Origin of the sequence: Bacillus sonorensis NBRC 101234 = KCTC 13918, from assembly GCF_001592005.1 — a bacterium.
Classification (GTDB): domain Bacteria; phylum Bacillota; class Bacilli; order Bacillales; family Bacillaceae; genus Bacillus; species Bacillus sonorensis.
This window is the reverse complement of the sequence record NZ_BCVZ01000003.1, coordinates 138227-156476: the sequence shown is the minus strand read 5'-3', so window position 1 is coordinate 156476 and position 18250 is coordinate 138227. Positions and strand designations below refer to the sequence as shown.

The following is an 18250-nucleotide window of genomic DNA, read 5'->3' as shown; positions in this document are numbered from 1 at the left end:
GAACGCCGCCGCCGTGATCCTGTCAGCATATTCGCGCTTCCAGGCCAAGACGGCGTTTCTGCGTAAAAGGGGAGCCGTTTTGCCCGCAGCCCCGTTTGTTCCTGTATTAATCGATGTTGCATATTTCAAGCGGGCAATTTTCGCAGTCGATTTCACGTTTTAAATAGCTTAGGTTGTGAACGACGATTTTTCCCGATTCCTCAATCGAAATCACGCCGAGTTTCCGAAGGTCGCTCAGCATGCGGTTTACGCTTTCTCTGGCAGCCGCACAGAATTTCGCCAGATCCTGGTTCGTCAGCACGATGTTAATGAGAATGCCGTCGCTTCGTGTAATGCCGTAGCTGTTGGCGAGCCTGATCAGCGTAGAGTAGAGTGCTCCCTTTTTGCCATTCAGAAGGAGATCGCGAATTTTCGATTGGATTTTTCGCAAATGAGTGCTCATCCATTTCATAAATTCAAACGTTAAAGCGCCGTTTTGAATCAGTTCTTTTTCAAGTTTTTCTTTATTGATAACCAATACTTCGCCATCCGAGAGGATTTTCGCGCTCAGCATATATTTCGCTTCATCGGTAAAAAGCGTCAGTTCTCCGACAATATCATTTTTTTTGCACATTCTAAGCGTCAGTTCTTTTCCGTCAGACGTCAATTTGCCAATTTGGACGAGCCCTGACTGAATGAGATATAGTTCTTCTGCATCCATACCTTCTTGAAAAAGATAAGTATTTTGTCGGATTTTTCTTTTGGTGCTGATCGATTCCAATAAGTAATGCAGATCAGCAGAGATCAGATCTGTATCAGATTTTCGAACAGACACATTCATGGGAGCGTCACCCCTTTTAGAGAAAGTCATATTAAGCAGTTCTATTGTATCGTTAAATAAACCTGAATCATCTTATAAAAATAACAATCTTGTGAACTTATGAAGAATGTCCCAGAAAAAGACCTGAGCACATTAGCCTCAGGTCTTTGGAATGATGCGGGATGCGAAAGGTTTATAAATCCCGCGTTTTTGTTCCCGTTGATGTTTTGCCGACTTCCTGAAAATACATCCATGCGACGATGACAAAGCTGGCAAGGGCCGCTTCCGAAAGAGCCATAAATCCGATTGCATAATGGCCGGTCGCCTGAAAGACGCTTGATAAGATGAGAGGCGGGAAGAATCCACCTAAGCCGCCCATTGCTGAGACGATGCCATTGACAATCCCGGCCTGTTTTGAAAAATAAAACGGCACTAATTTGAAGATGACGCCATTTCCGATTCCCGCGCATACGGCAACCGTCAGAACGCCGAATCCATACAATCCGAGGCTCGGTGAAAAGGCCAATAAAATTCCTGACAACGTGCAGCCTGCAAAAACATACATTAAAAGCTTCAGCGCATTGAACTTATCCGCCAGCCAGCCGCCGACAGGTCTGAGAAACGTCGCAACTGCGATAAATCCTGCGGTCCTGAGCCCTGAATCAACGGGATCCAGTCCGAAGTTGTTGACAAGAAAGTTCGGCAGATAGATCGTAAACGCAACGAAAGAGCCAAATGTGATAAAGTAGAATAAACTTAAAAACCACAATGTCTGATTGCGATAGACTGCTTTGATTTGTTCTGAGACGGATACTGTGACTTTCGGCTCTTTCCGATCGCCAAACAAAAAGTTCAGCAAGGCGAATACGGCCACTAAGACGATAAACATCCGCACCGTATTTTCCCAGCCGGCTGCTTTGGCTACAACAGGAGCGGCAAAAGTGGTAATCGCCGTACCGACGTTTCCGGCTCCATAGACTCCATTTACAAAACCGTGCTTTTCTTTAGGATAATACTTCGGCAATGATGTGACCCCAATGGAGAACACCGCTCCTCCGATTCCGAGAAAAAACCCGCCGATGATTAAATCGGATAATGAATCAGCCGCGCTGATCCAAAATATCGGGAACAGAAGCAGCAAAAAACTAATCATAAAAGTGATTCTCGCCCCAAATTTGTTTGTGTAATATCCAAGCGGAATCCGGAGCAGAGATCCAAGTATGACCGGGATGGCAGTAACCAGAGATGTTTCGCCGTCGGTCAGGGGAATATCCTGTTTAATATGAGGCATTAATGATGAGATTAAAACCCAAACCATAAATCCTGCCACCAAACTGAGTGATTGCAGCGGCAATTGTAATTTTTGACGATTTACCATTACGGCTTTACTCCTTTCGAAGGGAAAATGAATCAGCAAATTCATCTTACAAAAAGTCATTCAAAGACATTGTGAAATACGTCACACGGAATACCGCTTCATGTTTATTTGTGAATAAATTGTTAAATCATCATATAAATACCGATCATTTTTGTTGTTTTTCGTTTATGATGAAAATAAAAAGGAGTTTCTGATACATGTTTTTGCAGCTGACGGCAGAAGAAAAACAAGCCATTATGAATGAGATCAAGCGCTTTTATCTTGAGGAAAGAGGGGAAGAGATCGGGGATATTGCGGCGATCCAGACGTTTGAATTTGTGAAAGAAAAGCTTGGTCCCTACTTTTACAATCAGGCTTTAAAAGACAGCCGCCGGGTGGTGGAAGAGAAAGCCTCGGCGATTGAGGAGGAGCTTTTTGCGCTTGAAAAGCGTCTCTAACATAAGGGGGTTGAACACAATCACCTTTATGCAAAATGCTTGAAGGACCTGAGGTGTTATGATGGAATTTTTGAAACAATTTCTGATTTTCAGCGGTTTAAATGAAGAAGAATTCAAACAGATTGAGCGGATTGCAATGAAACGCACCTATCAGCCGAGAATGTTCGTGTTTATGGAAGGGGAAGAACGGGAAGCCGTATTCTTCATCAAATCAGGTCTTGTGAAAACATACAAGATCGATGAAGCCGGCAATGAACAAGTGATCTCCCTTCTCCAAAGCGGCGACATGTTTCCGCACGTCGGTTTTTTTGACAGGTCTCCATATCCGGCGACGGCTGAAGCCGTTCAGGAAACGGAATTAATCGTCATCCGCATTGCCGATTTTGACGATCTTCTCATGAAATATCCGCAAATGACGATCAAGGTCATGGAAATCATGGGCAAAAAAATCATTGATTTGCAGGAACGGATCCAAGGGTTTATTTCAAAAGACGTGCAGCACCGCCTGACGCATGCTTTAATGAAACTGGCGGCTGAACACGGCGTGCGAAAGGGGAAAGGGGTGTATATCAATTTGCCGATTACCAACCAGGACTTTGCGAATATGGTGGGTACGTCGCGGGAAACGATTAATCGCACGTTAAATGAAATGAAAAAGAAAAACCTGCTTTCCGCCGACAGAAGCGGGATATTGATTTACGATGCTGAGTGGCTGAACGGCAGCAGCTAATCTGATCAGGCTTTCCATGATCCGATGGAAGCCTGATTTTTTTACCCTGAATTCACGAATTTGCCATAAATTCAGTGATCTGGTTCACATCCGGACCGCTGCATTTCCAGTATCTTAGGACATGCAAATAGGAAAGGAGTGAACCTTGATGGAAGTGCAAAGAGAGTCCGCACCGGTGAAGAAAACGGCAAAGAACGGCTTTTTGAAATCGATTCTTGTCTTTACGTTAATCGTCAGCTTTTCGGTGCTTTTATTGGGAGGCTATTGGATTTTCAAGGGACTTGCCCCAAGACCGCTTGAAGTGACCAATCCAAAAGGCGAAGTACTGATGACAGAAGCGTCAATCAGCGGAGGACAGGCGGTATTTCAAAAATATGCGCTGATGGATTACGGAACAATATTGGGGCACGGTTCATATATGGGGCCGGACTATACAGCAGAAGCCTTGAAAATCTATACAGAAGGAATGCAAAATTTCAAGGCGGTCAATGATTACGGCAAAAGCTTCAACAAGCTTTCTGACGAAGAAAAGTCGGTAGTTCGGGACAGGGTCATTCGGGAAATGCGCAAAAACCGCTATGACTCAGATTCGAAAACATTGGAGCTTACACAAGCGCAAGTATATGGCTTGAATAAAGTGCGCTCACACTACCGCGACGTGTTCACAAATGGAGACGGCTGGGGGATTGAACCCGGATTGATTCAGGAACGTCACATGCCTGATCATGACAGGGCATGGGTCGCGAATGAGGACCAGATTACACAGGTCTCTGATTTTATGTTTTGGACGGCGTGGCTGGCCAGCACATTAAGACCAAATGATGATATTACCTATACGAACAACTGGCCTTATGATGAAGAGGCCGGCAATACGATGTCATTTTCCGCGGTTTGGTGGAGCGGAGCCAGCGTCACCATCCTCATTTTATTTGTCGGTATTATTCTATTTTTGTTTTACCGCTATAAGCTTGGGATGAAGGAAGCTTACAAAGAAGGAGAATTTCCTGTTTTTCGTTTGGAAAACCAGCCGCTGACGGCATCACAAGTGAAAACGGGAAAATATTTCGCCGTCGTCTCGCTCTTGTTTTTCATTCAGGCGATGCTCGGTGCATTGCTTGCCCATTACTATGTGGAGCCTGACAGCTTTTTTGGCATCGATTGGATCAGAGAGGTGCTTCCTTTTAGCATTTCTAAGGGGTACCATCTGCAGCTGGCGATCTTCTGGATTGCGACAGCATGGCTTGGCATGGGAATCTTTGTAGCCCCGCTTGTCGGGGGACGGGAGCCGAAAAAGCAAGGCCTGCTGGTGGATATTCTTTTCTGGGCGCTCATCTTTCTCGTCGGCGGGAGCGTTGTCGGCGAATGGCTCGGTGCTAAAGGTTATCTGGGAAACAATTGGTTCCTGTTCGGCCACCAGGGGATGGAATACATCGAACTCGGCCGTTTTTGGCAGATCATCCTTGCCCTCGGCATGCTGATTTGGCTGTTTATCGTCTTCAGGGGAATAAAAAGCGGTCTGAAAAAAGAGTCTGATAAAGGCGGTTTGATTCATCTTCTGTTTTATTCATCGATCGCCATTCCGCTGTTTTATGGAGCCGCGTTTTTGTTTAACCCGGGGACAAGCATCACCATGTCTGATTTCTGGCGCTGGTGGATCATCCATTTATGGGTGGAGGGAATTTTTGAAGTCTTCGCCGTCGTCGTCATCGGATTTTTATTGGTGCAGATGAATTTGGTGACGAAAAAGTCGACGGTCAGATCGCTTTATTTCCAATTAACGCTTCTGCTCGGAAGCGGTGTAATCGGAATCGGCCATCATTACTATTACAACGGATCTTCAGAAGTTTGGATCGGGCTTGGCTCGGTTTTCTCATGCTTGGAGGTCATCCCTTTGACACTGCTTGTGCTTGAAGCGTATGAGCAGTACAAGATGATGCGTGACGGCGGAAACGATTTTCCGTATAAAGCAACATTCTGGTTTTTAATTTCTACGGCGATTTGGAATCTCGTCGGCGCCGGAGTATTAGGCTTTTTAATTAATTTGCCTGCCGTCAGCTACTTCGAGCACGGCCAATTTTTGACGCCGGCCCATGGCCATGGTGCGATGATGGGAGTCTACGGAATGTTCGCCATTGTCGTATGGCTGTACTCATTGCGCAATATCGTAAAACCGCAGTTTTGGAATGATAAACTGTTGAAAATCGCCTGCTGGGGGCTGAATATCGGGTTGTTCGGAATGGTCTTTATGAGCCTTCTGCCGATCGGTTTCATCCAATTGAAAAAGGCGTTTGAAGACGGCTATTGGAGCTCAAGAGCGCCCGAGTTTCTACAGCAGGATGTTGTACAAACATTGCTGACGCTCCGCTCGATTCCGGATACGATCTTTTTAATCAGCATCGTGCTGCTTGCATACTTCACCGTCAAATCGCTGTTTCATTTGCGTAAACCGACGCATCAAGACGGAGAGGAATTGCCTGTGAAAGATATAGCATCAGAAGATTGATAAAAAACAGAGGATCTAAGCGGGATCCTCTGTTTTGATTTTTATTCCGCGGCTCCAAAATTCATAAAAAAGACTGTCTAGAAGACAGTCTTAAGACAGAGAATCTCGACAAGATCCTCTGTCTTTATTGTTATTGCTGCGCTTCTTCTTTTAGACGCGGGAACAAAATATTATTTTCTAGGTGAATATGCTGAAAAAGGTCTGATTCTAATTCGTCAAGCTTTAAGTAAGTGAGCGTATATGTTGTGCACGCTCCTTCCGGAAGGGCGTAATCATTTGTTATTTTGCGTAACTCTTTCAATATGTCGCCTGCTGCCTCATGCTCTTTCTCCAGCGTATCGATCGCTTCAACAGCGTCTGTCAAGTGGATGGCTGACTTTGTTTCTTCATAAGCCGTGATTTTAGGAAAGATGTGCTCTTCTTCCTGGATGAGGTGGTGTTCCAATTCTGCTTTCAGCTGATGAAACAGCTGATGCACCTGAGCGAGTTCAGGATGATGACGGCCGTGGACGCGGTATACTTTTGTGACAAATCCAGAGAGCTCAGGCAAGACTTCATATAAATAGGCGTGATGGGTATTGACCACATAGTCGATCAGGCTGGAATAGCGGGCTTCACTCCAGTTTATCTCCTTCTCGTTTAACGTTTTTGTCTGTTCATACAGTGTATTGATTTTCGTTAATATCTCTTCTTCATTTAAATTCTGTTCTTGAATGGCTTCGGCGATTGGTCGGTTTCCTCCGCAGCAGAAATCGATTCGATATTCCTTTAACAGACGGCTGGCTTTTGGAAAACGGGTCACAATATCACCGGTTTTTGTATTTCTGTCAAATGCTGTTTCCATGCAAAAAACCTCCTGAAACTTATATTTTCATGCTATGAAATAACTGTATCCTGTTCAGGGAGAGAAGATCGTGATCTACATCACAAAAAATCGCATCAGCAGCAATAAGTTGAAGGGAAAGGGGAATAGCTAACATATAACTTTCGTTTTGTGGAGGCCCAATATGAAGGAACTATCCTGGCTTACGTATGTGATGCTGATTCTCGCCAGCTACCGGTTAACCCATTTGATTGTCTTTGATAAAATCACGGAGTTCATTCGAAAGCCGTTTATGAAGAAAGAGAAAATCGTTGATAAAACAGGGCATGTTGATGTGAAAAAGGTGCCGAAGTCGAACTTTGGCTATTTGCTGAATTGCTACTGGTGCGCGGGTATTTGGTGCGCCCTTATCATCGGCCTCGGCTATTTGCTCATGCCGAAAGCGAGCACCCCGGTCATTTTTATTTTGTCGATCGCGGGAGCACAGGCGATCCTTGAAACATTTGTGGGAATCGGAACAAAGCTTGTCGGTTTTTTATCTGATTTAAATAAATAACCATTCCTTTTCAGCTGAATCGGATGGTTTTTTATTTTTTTGTGAACAAAGCTGAATTATGACGACTTTTTGAACATTTTCTCTAGCGCTTTACTCCCGAAAAAAAGACATAGAGAATTTATTTCAATTTTTAAAATTTGCAATATAAAGAAAAAGAATGTGCAAAGTCCTGTTCATGTGATCTTACAATTGCCATACATTAGCATTCCGACCTTCCGGCAGATACGAAAAGAGGAAATAGATAGATTTTTAAGTCTCTTAAAAACAAGAAATATGGTTGATAGACAATCATTCAAAAGGTTTTTTACAATCAAAGTCGTGCTAAATGCAAGAAAAGGAGGGAAAAACATCCGGCAGAAAAGCATGCTGTAAAATACTCATTTTGGAGGAAAAAGAATGCGACATTTTAAACGTTCAGTCTCTGTCTTCATGACTTGTTTAGTGATTGCAGCGCTTGTGTTCAGCGGTGCGATGACGCCACAAGCATCTGCAGCCGGTTCAAAAACGCCAGTAGCCGCAAACGGCCAGCTTTCAATCAAAGGCGCACAGCTTGTCAATCAAAACGGAAAAGCCGTGCAGTTGAAAGGAATCAGCTCGCATGGTTTGCAGTGGTACGGCGATTACGTCAATAAAGCAAGCTTAAAATGGCTCAGAGATGACTGGGGCATTACTGTCTTCCGTGCGGCCATGTACACGGGTGAAGGCGGCTATATTGACAACCCGTCTGTTAAAAGCAAAGTCAAAGAAGCTGTTGAAGCGGCAAAAGAACTCGGAATATACGTGATCATTGACTGGCATATTTTAAGCGACGGCAATCCAAATCAAAACAAAGCAAAGGCAAAAGAATTTTTCAAGGAAATGTCCAGTCTTTACGGCAACACGCCGAACGTCATTTATGAAATCGCCAATGAACCGAACGGTGATGTGAATTGGAACCGTGATATCAAGCCGTACGCAGAAGAAGTGCTTTCTGTGATCCGCAAAAACGATCCGGATAACATTGTCATCGTCGGCACGGGAACGTGGAGCCAGGATGTCAACGATGCTGCGGACAACCAGCTGAAAGACGCCAATGTCATGTACGCGCTCCACTTTTATGCGGGTACACATGGACAATTTTTAAGAGATAAAGCGGATTATGCACTAAGCAAAGGCGCTCCGATTTTCGTTACCGAATGGGGGACAAGCGATGCATCCGGAAATGGCGGGGTATTTCTTGACCAGTCCCGGGAGTGGCTGAATTACTTGGACAGCAAAAAAATCAGCTGGGTCAACTGGAACCTTTCTGATAAACAGGAATCATCGGCTGCGTTGAATTCAGGAGCGTCTAAAACAGGAGGCTGGTCGCTGTCTGACTTATCGGCCTCAGGAAAATTTGTAAGAGAGAATATCCGCGGCTCCAAAGATTCATCCAAAGGATCTGATGCAAACAAAGGCTCCGATTCAAAAGATTCCGGACAAAAAAAACCGGACAAAGGCAAGTCTGATCAGGACAGCGGTGTAAAAAGCAACAGCATCGCCGTGCAACACAGAGCAGGGGACGGGAATGTGAACGGAAACCAAATCCGCCCGCAGCTCAATATTAAAAACAACAGCAAAAAAACGGTTTCATTAAAAAACTTGACCGTCCGCTACTGGTATAAAGCAAACAACAAAGGACAAAATTTCGATTGTGATTATGCGCAGATCGGATGCAACAATATCACACATAAATTTGTGAAGTTAAATAAATCCGTAAAAGGCGCAGACACTTACCTGGAGCTTGGATTTAAAAACGGGACCCTCTCATCCGGAGCAAGCACAGGGGAAATCCAGATCCGTCTCCACAATGACGACTGGAGCAATTATGCGCAAAGCGACAATTATTCGTTTGTAAATTCCAGCACATTTAAGAATACAAAAAGGATCACATTATATCAAAATGGGAAGCTGATTTGGGGCACAGAGCCTAAATAAGCCCGACGGACACCGATGATGGTGTCCGTTTTCTTATTACAGGCTGGCATATGATATGATGAAGGTAAGAGAGAGGAAGATTTTTGAAAGTGTTCAGCATACAAACGATCAAAACTGGAACATTAGAAATAGAAAGGACGGGTGACCATGGAACATGAATGACACATTACAACAATACATGCTGCTGGTCAAAGAAAACAGCGACTTAATCAATGGACCGGACTATCCCGGTAAGGAAACAGACATTCAAAAACAAAAGGAACAAATCGAATATTACGCAAAACAGCTGCAGCAAGGATTTTCCACAGATGATGACTATGATGAGTTTGCTGATGCGGTGATCAAGTGTGCATACGGAGATATCTCAATGGAAGAATTAGAAACGGTTTATCATGAATTAACCGCACCTTGACAGCCGTTTTAAGGAGAGGAGAACCATGAAGCAATTCATATTGAGCACAGATCGGCTCATGTTGCGAAGCATGACCCGGGATGATGCCGGACATTTGATGGAAATCTTTGGCGATCCAACAGCCATGACATACTATCCGTCAACAAAAGACGAAAAACAGACAATGGACTGGATCGACTGGACATTAGGCAACTATGAAAGGCACGGTACAGGCCTTTGGATTGTTGAAAACAAAGGGACAGGCGAATTTTTGGGCCAATGCGGCATCGTTCCGCAAGAAGTCGAGGGCGTATCCGAAATGGAAATTGGCTACTTATTTGCGAGACGCGCCTGGGGAAACGGCTATGCAACCGAAGCTGCTGCGGCATGCAAACGCTATGGCTTTGAAGAATTGAACCTTCAAAAGCTCGTGTCATTAACGGATCGGCATGACACTAGAAAAACACACCCATAAATGGGGAAAAGAAATTGCTGTTTATTCGGTTTTTCTAACTGAATAAGCGAATAAACGTACATGATCAATTAGTAGATTATCTAGAATTCACCGCGCTGGAAATGTTGAACGGCCATTAGAGCAAATGAAACGTGCTGCGGTAGACCTGATAAATCTAAATATCGAAAGAGCATTCGAAATAAACCGGCAGCTGTAACACAATACAATTTTAAATTCCGTCTCACTAACTTGAGTATACTTAGATATTGAGACAGAATTTCGTTTGAATCGTTAACTTCCGAGAATATATATTATGTAAACTAGGAAAATGAACAAAGAAAAATGGGTTCTGGGTTTGGCACCCTTGCCAAGCCACCGGTGATTTTTCCTGAAAAAGTGCTGCCGGCATCCAGCACTTTTTCATACCACTGCCAGCTCGCAAGATCTTCCTGTTTTTTGCGTGAGCTCTTCTTGCTCCGATTTCATATTGATTAGCCGGCCGGCTGCGGCTCTTTTATCATAGTGCACTGAGTGAACTCTTTTGACTAATCCGGCTGCCTGAATGTTCTTTACCTAAGCCTGCTCAAATGGGATCTCACCGCTTGCGTTCCCCGTGACTATCGCGCCCAATCCTGAATAGACTCTAGCCGCTCCTCCTGTGAAGCTGACGACTTTCATCACACCGATATCTAGGAAATCGATAAATCCACTGTCGTTTCGTCTTCAACAGTAAAAAAGGCAAGCATGCAGGCTTGCCTTTTTGAAGTCGTTTATAGATCAGATCATTAAATATCAAGTTTACGGCCAAGCCACTTACGATTTCAGGATCGTTATGTGAAAATTACGGACAAATTAATCTGGTGCAGTTTTAAAATTAAGTTTGATTGAACATTCCGTTTTACAAATTTGATTAAAACTCAATTTTCGTACAGCGAAAGTTGAGTAACCTATTAAAATTGATACAGTTTTCTTCTTTCAATATCGTTTGGCGGAGTTTTTCCGTTCATAATTCGAGTAAGCACCTTTTCTTCTAACAAAGCCAGGTTATTAGAAGAGAAATGGCGTGGTCTCGGTGCATCTACTTTTATATCCATTGCAATTTGACCGTCTTCTATTAGGACAATTCTATCGGCTAACCGAATTGCTTCTCTAACATCATGCGTAACTAGTAATGCAGTGAATCCAATTCTTCCCCAAATACTTTCGACTAAATTTTGCATTTCTAATTTAGTAAAAGCATCGAGCGCACTAAGCGGTTCATCAAGCATAAGTAGAGATGGTTCGTGAATTAGTGCTCGAGCAAGGGCTACACGTTGCTTTTGACCGCCAGATAAATTGGATGGCCATTGATCTTTTAAGGACAATAGGCCTACTGCATCTAAAACTCGTTCTGCTTTTTCTGACCAGTTTCCTTTTAAGCCTAGTCCTACATTTTCAATTACCTTTTTCCAAGGTAACAGTCTAGAATCTTGATACATCATTGTTATATTGGCTGTCGATTGACTAGCTGGAACTTTATCAAACAGCAGCTCTCCATTCGTTAATGTTTCTAATCCGGCTACCAGTCTTAAAAGTGTACTTTTACCACTACCGCTTTTTCCGATGATTGCTATAAACTCACCTTTTTCAATTGTTAGTTGTATGTCTTTTAAAACTTCTTTGTTACCGAAAGATTTACTTACATTCTTAATATCAATTTGAATGGCATGATTATGGAGAGACTGTTTATTTTTTTTAACATCTTTTTCTTGTAAATCGCTCAATCTTCACACCTCTCTTATCGTTGTTTGTTATAGTTTGCATTCCATTTTAAAGCTTTCTTTTCACCAATTTGAGCAATAATATCAGCTGCTTTACCGAGTAAGGCGTATATTACGATACTTAAGATAATAATATCGGTTTGCATAAATTCTCGAGCATTTGTTGCCAAATATCCTATGCCCTCTTCTGTTGGGATTGTTTCTGCAACAATTAAAGTTAACCACATGACACCAAGGGCATATCTTAAGCCTACAAAGATCGAAGGAAGTGCTCCTGGGAAAAGAATATGTTTAAATAAATTCCAACCTTTTAGATTATACATTTTCCCCATTTCGATGAAGCTCGGATCAACAGTTCGAATGCCATGATAAGTGTTAATATATACGGGAAATAAAACCCCTAATATAACAAGAAAGATTTTTGCGCTTTCATCAATACCTAACCACACAATTACAAGAGGTAATAAAGCCAAGTGAGGAATATTTCTTATCATTTGTATTGTTGTATCTGTTAAACGAAACGATAGATTGGAAAGTCCATTTAATATTCCAAGAATAAAACCAATTAATCCGCCAATTAACATACCAATCGCAGCACGTGAGAGACTGGCCAGCACATGTTGCAACAATTCACCGGAAACTGTTAAATTCCATCCGCTCATTAACACTGTTACTGGAGAAGGAAACAATGATGCCGAGACAAGCTCTAGTGAGGAGACTAACTCCCAAATGATCAATAGTATAATTGGAATAATCCAAGGTATGGACTTGTTTAACCAAGTTTGTGTCATTTGTTTCATTCCTTTTTAGCAATTTTTAATTATTGGATAGGCATATCTTTGGATACATCAAGTTTTTTAGGAATTAACCCAATTTCAAAATACTTGTCAGCTTGCTTTTGTTGAGCATCTATTATTTCTTGTGTAATTGGAGTTGCTCCATAAGTACGACGTTCAACCGCTTTGGCAATAATCTTCTCATTAATGCCTAATGCTTTGGATAACAATGCTGTAACTTCATCCTTATTTTCATTTGCCCATTGATCAGATTTATCTATCGCGTCTATTATCGTTTTAACAAGATCCGGGTGATTTTTTGAGAAATCGGGGGTAGCATAATAGAATGTACGGTTTGGATAGCCATAATCCTTATTCTCTGTAAATGTAATGGTGTCAAGTTCTGTTTCTATACCAGCAAAGAAAGGATCATAGGAAGCAAGAGCATCTACTTCTTTTGTTTCAAAAAGAGAACGGCCTTGTGCAGCATCTTCTGGATATACCCATTGAACATCATCAGCTGATAAACCAACTGATTCAAGTGCAAGAACTGTTAAGTAATGGTGGTTTCCGCCTTTTAAAACGCCTATTTTCTTGCCCTTTAATTGTTCAATGGATGTAATCCCTGAATCTTTCAAAACCATTAAACCAACACCTTCAGGATTTGGAGCATCTGCCCCAGCATAAACAAGAGGTTTACCAGATGCTTGGGCAAAAATCCCTGATCCATCAGCAGCGTGACCAAAATCAATAGACTTAGAATAGATTCCTTCTAATAATGTGCCCCCGTGTGTGAATAGTTTCCATTCTACTTTGTAACCGTCTTTCTCTAACGCTTCTTCTAAAAATCCACTTTCCTTTAGGATATTTAATGTATTTCCTTTTTGATAACCAATTTTTATGACTTTTGTATCTTTACTATCTGAACTTGTTTTTGATGATCCGCAACCAGTGATTATAAGTAATGCTGACATTAATAGAACAAATCCTAGGACTAATTTTGATTTTTTTATAATCATTGATATACATTCCCCTTTTTACTTATTTTTTTGAAAATCTATATATAGAACCCATTACTTGAAAATCTCCTTCATGATCTGAATCTGTAAATTCAACTAAAAATGGCTTTTCTCCTCGATTTTTTAGAGTTTGTGAAACTATCCCGTCTCCAATTGGACTGTAAAATACTATATCCCCACCGTCTAGTTTTAATCGTTGACCGTTGGCGTTTAACGATTCATCAACAAATGGTTCTTCAGTTTTTAAGTTTAAATAGTTGGACCACTTTTCAATTGCACCCTTGAAATCTGGGACTGCAAATGCAACTGATGATAACGAAATGTTCCCTTTTGGATGCTCAGCGATAACAGATCGATTTATTAAATTCTGTTTACGATCATCATCTTTTTCGCCCCATTCTATAAAAAATGGTAATTCAAGCTTTTCACCGGGTTTCCCAACATGTAGCAGCTCCCAACTAACAAGGCTGCCATCAGGTCTTCTTCTACTGAATGGGGAAGGACCATATACTTCTAAGCCTAAACTTCGAAAACGCTCTGCCTCGGCCTCTAAATCAGTTGATCGAAGAGCTATTCTTGATAAGCCTTCCACAAAATTTTCATTTTGAAATGTCTTCCTTAAGCTGTATTTAATATCAGCAGCTGACTCTACTAATTGTGGATCATACACACCAATCAATTCTATGTAGCTTAAATCGAAATAACTAAGGGAGTTATACGTACCAAGGTATTCATGTTTGCCTCCTTCTACTGCGTATAGCCCCAATTTGTTGTATTCTTCAATTGCTTTTAATGGACTGTTTACAAAATGTACGAGATGATCAAATCGAAATCCCATAATCATTCTCCTCTCCGTCATCGCTCAATACTTTTGCTACTCCTAGTAAGCTTGATGTATTATGACCATTATGGCCACAAGCGTGCATTACCCCTTCGATTGTGGATTTATAGGACACTTTTTTCATCTTGAATCGGCAATGCATCAAAATCTGCTCGAAATGCGATAGTTTTCCCTGGCTTGACACTTTCAATGATGCCAATTACACCATTTCTTCATAACGATTTTGAAGTTCTTTTATAGAAATCAATTTCCAACTCTTCCACCAACCTATCTTTAGTGTTTATAACCATATTTAATAAACAAAAAAGGATGCAGAAATGAATGAAATAATCAATCATTTCTGCATCCTTTGGTTGACCAATCAGATGTCTCTTAATTTAGAACTTTCACAATGTTTATTAATAATTGATATTAAACCAACTAAACCCATTAATCAAGTAGGTTTAATGATTTTTTTAATTTTATAGGGGTAGCTCCAGCGATGCTATTTTACGCCAAGAATAAATGGCTGCAGTAAAAAACACTTACTTGCTCAGATCGGTTCATGCACCTTAACCCCCGCCAAAATAACATGGCGGGGGGTTATTTTAACAGGTCAGGCCATACGGGACAGCAGTGTATTCTGGCTGCAAGAGCCAAAGGGTGCAGCCGGTTTCGTTCCCCTCGCTGCCTACTTGATGGCGAAATCACCGTATTCTTTTGATTGAACATGTATCGGTCCGTTTAGATTGTAGTTGTTCGACTTGAGATAGAGCGAAACACATCCACACGGGCAACCGATTCTCTCCACACATCTCGGGTGTCGGGATCCGCCGGATTCATCAGGTCATCATAGCGTACGTCCAAGAATTTATTTAGCCATTTCTTCTCATCTAGATTGTTCTATATGCCTTATCGCTCCATCCCACGTTATATTTTTTCTCCCATCGTTTTGATGATTTCCGTCTGATCAGAAAATACTCATTTTGCATCATTATCCCAAATGGGAAACTTTGTATAATTTTCCTGAAGTATATGTTAACATACAGGAAAATCCGGTCAAGTCATTTTTAAAAATTTTCTATCAAGTACAATTATTTCTGTTGAATTTTTTAGCTACAGCAGTTTCTGAGGGCACTCTAAGTTAAAAAATAGGATTGACACCCAGAACTTTTCGGTCTATCCTTACAACTAATATTTCTTATCAAGATTGGTGGAGGGAATGGCCCTGCGAAGCCAAAGCAACAGGCTGCAAGCCGCAGTACTGTGCTAATTCCAGGTGTTTGTCACCGAAGATAAGAAGAGCGGAAGCTTAAAAAAGGCCCTCTTCTATTCGGAAGGGGTCTTTTTTAAAGGTAAAATCCGACTAATTACATTGGAAATGTCAAAATTATTACACAGGAGGCTACATGATGGAGACCATGAAGCAGACACTTGCAGAGGTACATGCAGAATTGGAAAGTGATTTCGCAGAAGTCGTCGAATGGCGGCGATATCTGCATCAGCATCCTGAATTAAGTTTTCAGGAGACGAAAACCGCCCGTTTCATCGCCGATAAGCTGCGCAGCTTCGGCTACGAAGATATCCAGACAGAAATCGGCGGGTATGGCATCGTCGCATCGCTGTCAGGGAAAGAGGCAGGACCTACGATTGCCCTCAGAGCTGATTTCGATGCCCTGCCGATAGAGGATGAGAAAGAAACACCCTATCGATCCAAAACACCTGGCGTGATGCACGCTTGCGGACATGACGGCCATACTGCTGCTTTGCTGGGGACTGCCAAAGCATTGATCAAGCATAAAGACAGCCTGAAAGGCAAAGTTGTCTTCCTGTTCCAGCCTGCTGAGGAAGTACCGCCCGGCGGTGCCAAGGCAATGATTGAAGATGGCGCACTTGACGGTGTCGATTATGTTTATGGTGCTCATCTTAACTCTGCCTGCCCCTGTCGGGAAGATCGGCGTTGGTGAAGGAGTCAAAATGGCCGCAGTGGATAAATTTGCGATCACCATCCAAGGAAAAGGCGGTCATGGCGCAGCACCACAAGAGGCTGTCGATCCAATCGTCATCGGCAGTGATATCGTAAGTGCTTTGCAGAAAATTGTCAGCCGAAGAGTCAGCCCGCTGGAATCAGCAGTGGTGACTTTGGGTGTCTTCCAGTCAGGTAACGCATTCAATGTCATACCGGATACCGCCAAACTGGAAGGCACAGTCCGGACATTCAATGCCGACATCCGCAAGCAGGTCAGACAGCAAATAGAAGCCATCGTTTTTGGAATCACGAGCGGTTTCGATGCGACTTATTCTATCGATTACCTGCACGGCTATCCTGCGCTTTATAACCATCCAAAGGAAACTGCTTTTTTGCAGCGGCTATTCTCTGAACAATTCGGTGAAGAACAGTTAATAGAACTTGAAACCGGGATGGGAGCAGAGGATTTCGCTTATTACTTGCAGGAAAAACCCGGCAGCTTTTTTAAAGTCGGCTGCCGCAATGAGGATACAGCCACACACTATCCGCATCATCATCCAAAATTCGACATCGATGAGCGGGCATTGCTCATCACGGAGAAAGCATTCACGAAAATCGTATTCTCGCTATTGGGAAGCTAAAGAGGAAATGTCTTGAAGAAGAAAATTGCACTTATATTATTCGGCTTAGCGGCCACTATCGCAGCATTCTCCTTTCTATGCTTGGTGTCCGCCGACAAGCTTTGATCGCAGACGGGCGGTTCCGGCGTTTGTATAAGAAACGGCTCGTAAAAGTATCGAGCTGGATCTGGTTATCATCCTGAATATTGGAAAGAGAAACGGAAATTTTTTGAACTGTTTTTCCTTCATAAAAGTGGTCAAATAATGTAAGGCATATGTGATAAAGATCAAGCGTGATATTTGAAGGGGCTTCAATTCCCCACCGAGCTCATCACGGCTGTATTCAATCCCGAGGCTTACAGCAGCCGTCTGTTCCTTTACTTCACCAGCCGGATGCAAAACTATAAGAGCTGGATATTTCCCGTTATCATCCATTTCATTTGGCAAATGAAGATTCCCAGACATATTCAAATTGTGCTTTTTAAATATTACTTGTTTTTTCATATTGTTCTCCCCCATTTAATATCTTTTATATCTTTAACTTAAGTCATCTTCCTTCGCAAACATCACTTGCCCTTTGTTAAATCGATCCTGGTAAGATTATTCCTCAATGTTAAACCATGGACCTGAAGCTTGAATGACAGTCCAAAGTTTTTCTGGAAGCTCAAGCTCGCTTACTTTTGACTTCTTAAGTGCTGTCTGAATTTCTACTTCTTTTCCATTCTGTACCTTTCTTCGGAAAACATGGGGAATTAAGAGAACGTGCTTTACAGGATCAGCTGCAGCGAGCAAGTGCATTAAGCATACTGATTAATGCCATTAGTGTTTGGAATGCCGTTTATCTATCCAAGGCTACGGATTTACTCCGAAGCAAAGGAACCTTACGGAAGGATTTATTAAAACACGTGTCTCCATTGGGTTGGGAGCATATCAACTTCCTTGGTGAATATCGCTTTGACCCAAAAGGGGCTACCACCTTAGAAACATTGCGGCCATTAAGTCAAGAATAGTAATCAGGCCGTTACACGCTTAACGTGGTTAAAACCGGCTCTTTTTTGTATTCGGATTTCTTAACGTTGTAAATCCGCGTTTTGTTGGAGTGACCCCGTCCAGATCATCGGGAAGGCGTCCGTTTTTTCATGGCCATGTGTCGTAGGCTGCGGCGGCCGACAGCTGGAGATGAACAGAAGCCGGACACGACCGAAAGGCGGGCGGTATTCCTGTGCAGAAAAGAATAAAAAGGCGACTCTTGGAAAAAG

General features: G+C 42.4%; 13 protein-coding genes, 6 pseudogenes and 1 riboswitch. Of the genes and pseudogenes, 9 read left to right on the top strand and 10 right to left on the bottom strand.

The window, feature by feature from the left end:
- Positions 1–106 precede the first annotated feature (106 nt).
- Positions 107–820: a fumarate/nitrate reduction transcriptional regulator Fnr gene (gene fnr / locus BTR1S_RS06110; RefSeq protein WP_006637070.1), complete on the bottom strand. Its 714-nt coding sequence runs from the start codon at positions 818–820 to the stop codon at positions 107–109.
- Between the two features lie 172 nt (positions 821–992).
- Positions 993–2177, bottom strand: a complete 1185-nt coding sequence (locus tag BTR1S_RS06105; protein WP_006637071.1) for a nitrate/nitrite transporter — start codon at positions 2175–2177, stop codon at positions 993–995.
- A gap of 197 nt (positions 2178–2374) precedes the next feature.
- Here BTR1S_RS06105 and BTR1S_RS06100 point away from each other — a divergent pair, with 197 nt between their 5' ends.
- The 3 genes from BTR1S_RS06100 (at position 2375) to BTR1S_RS06090 (ending at position 5847) form a co-directional block, all read left to right on the top strand.
- A complete protein-coding gene (locus BTR1S_RS06100) occupies positions 2375–2614 on the top strand; it encodes a DUF2164 domain-containing protein (RefSeq protein WP_006637072.1) in 240 nt (79 codons plus the stop codon).
- 61 nt (positions 2615–2675) lie between these two features.
- Complete coding sequence (locus BTR1S_RS06095; RefSeq protein ID WP_029418857.1) at positions 2676–3344, top strand: Crp/Fnr family transcriptional regulator; 669 nt, start codon at positions 2676–2678, stop codon at positions 3342–3344.
- Between the two features lie 148 nt (positions 3345–3492).
- Complete coding sequence (locus BTR1S_RS06090) at positions 3493–5847, top strand: nitric-oxide reductase large subunit (protein WP_029418856.1); 2355 nt, start codon at positions 3493–3495, stop codon at positions 5845–5847.
- 130 nt (positions 5848–5977) lie between these two features.
- On the opposite strand, the gene ric is transcribed toward BTR1S_RS06090, so the two are convergent.
- Complete coding sequence (gene ric, locus BTR1S_RS06085) at positions 5978–6691, bottom strand: iron-sulfur cluster repair di-iron protein (RefSeq protein WP_006637075.1); 714 nt, start codon at positions 6689–6691, stop codon at positions 5978–5980.
- Between the two features lie 163 nt (positions 6692–6854).
- Here ric and BTR1S_RS06080 point away from each other — a divergent pair, with 163 nt between their 5' ends.
- From BTR1S_RS06080 to BTR1S_RS06065, 4 genes and pseudogenes are all read left to right on the top strand, one after another.
- Entirely contained in the window at positions 6855–7226 is a 372-nt protein-coding gene (locus BTR1S_RS06080; RefSeq protein ID WP_006637076.1) for a DUF1360 domain-containing protein, read from the top strand.
- A gap of 396 nt (positions 7227–7622) precedes the next feature.
- The gene (locus tag BTR1S_RS06075) at positions 7623–9182 is read left to right on the top strand and encodes a cellulase family glycosylhydrolase (RefSeq protein WP_029418855.1); all 1560 of its coding nucleotides are present in this window, start codon (positions 7623–7625) and stop codon (positions 9180–9182) included.
- Positions 9183–9336: 154 nt separating this feature from the next.
- A complete protein-coding gene (locus BTR1S_RS06070) occupies positions 9337–9594 on the top strand; it encodes a YnfE family protein (RefSeq protein WP_029418854.1) in 258 nt (85 codons plus the stop codon).
- A 25-nt stretch (positions 9595–9619) separates the two neighbouring features.
- A pseudogene (locus BTR1S_RS06065) lies at positions 9620–10094 on the top strand (GNAT family N-acetyltransferase).
- 883 nt (positions 10095–10977) lie between these two features.
- Here the strand turns inward: BTR1S_RS06065 and BTR1S_RS06060 are convergent.
- From BTR1S_RS06060 to BTR1S_RS21675, 6 genes and pseudogenes are all read right to left on the bottom strand, one after another.
- Positions 10978–11790: an ATP-binding cassette domain-containing protein gene (locus BTR1S_RS06060; RefSeq protein WP_006637079.1), complete on the bottom strand. Its 813-nt coding sequence runs from the start codon at positions 11788–11790 to the stop codon at positions 10978–10980.
- Positions 11791–11804: 14 nt separating this feature from the next.
- The gene (locus tag BTR1S_RS06055) at positions 11805–12578 is read right to left on the bottom strand and encodes an ABC transporter permease subunit (protein ID WP_029418853.1); all 774 of its coding nucleotides are present in this window, start codon (positions 12576–12578) and stop codon (positions 11805–11807) included.
- A 29-nt stretch (positions 12579–12607) separates the two neighbouring features.
- A complete protein-coding gene (locus BTR1S_RS06050; protein ID WP_051397521.1) occupies positions 12608–13582 on the bottom strand; it encodes an aliphatic sulfonate ABC transporter substrate-binding protein in 975 nt (324 codons plus the stop codon).
- A gap of 22 nt (positions 13583–13604) precedes the next feature.
- Complete coding sequence (locus BTR1S_RS06045; RefSeq protein ID WP_029418851.1) at positions 13605–14420, bottom strand: VOC family protein; 816 nt, start codon at positions 14418–14420, stop codon at positions 13605–13607.
- Positions 14421–14427: 7 nt separating this feature from the next.
- Positions 14428–14629: pseudogene (locus BTR1S_RS21680) on the bottom strand (M20/M25/M40 family metallo-hydrolase); the annotation flags it as partial.
- 464 nt (positions 14630–15093) lie between these two features.
- A pseudogene (locus tag BTR1S_RS21675) lies at positions 15094–15305 on the bottom strand (chitosanase); the annotation flags it as partial.
- A gap of 295 nt (positions 15306–15600) precedes the next feature.
- Positions 15601–15704: riboswitch (SAM riboswitch) on the top strand.
- Between the two features lie 110 nt (positions 15705–15814).
- On the opposite strand from BTR1S_RS21675, the pseudogene BTR1S_RS06040 reads away from it, so the two are divergent.
- Positions 15815–17012, top strand: a pseudogene (locus BTR1S_RS06040) (M20 metallopeptidase family protein).
- 75 nt (positions 17013–17087) lie between these two features.
- Here BTR1S_RS06040 and BTR1S_RS21670 read toward each other — a convergent pair.
- Positions 17088–17396 (bottom strand): annotated as a pseudogene (locus tag BTR1S_RS21670) (DinB/UmuC family translesion DNA polymerase); the annotation flags it as partial.
- 326 nt (positions 17397–17722) lie between these two features.
- On the opposite strand from BTR1S_RS21670, the pseudogene BTR1S_RS21665 reads away from it, so the two are divergent.
- Positions 17723–18001, top strand: a pseudogene (locus tag BTR1S_RS21665) (Tn3 family transposase); the annotation flags it as partial.
- Between the last annotated feature and the right edge of the window lie 249 nt (positions 18002–18250).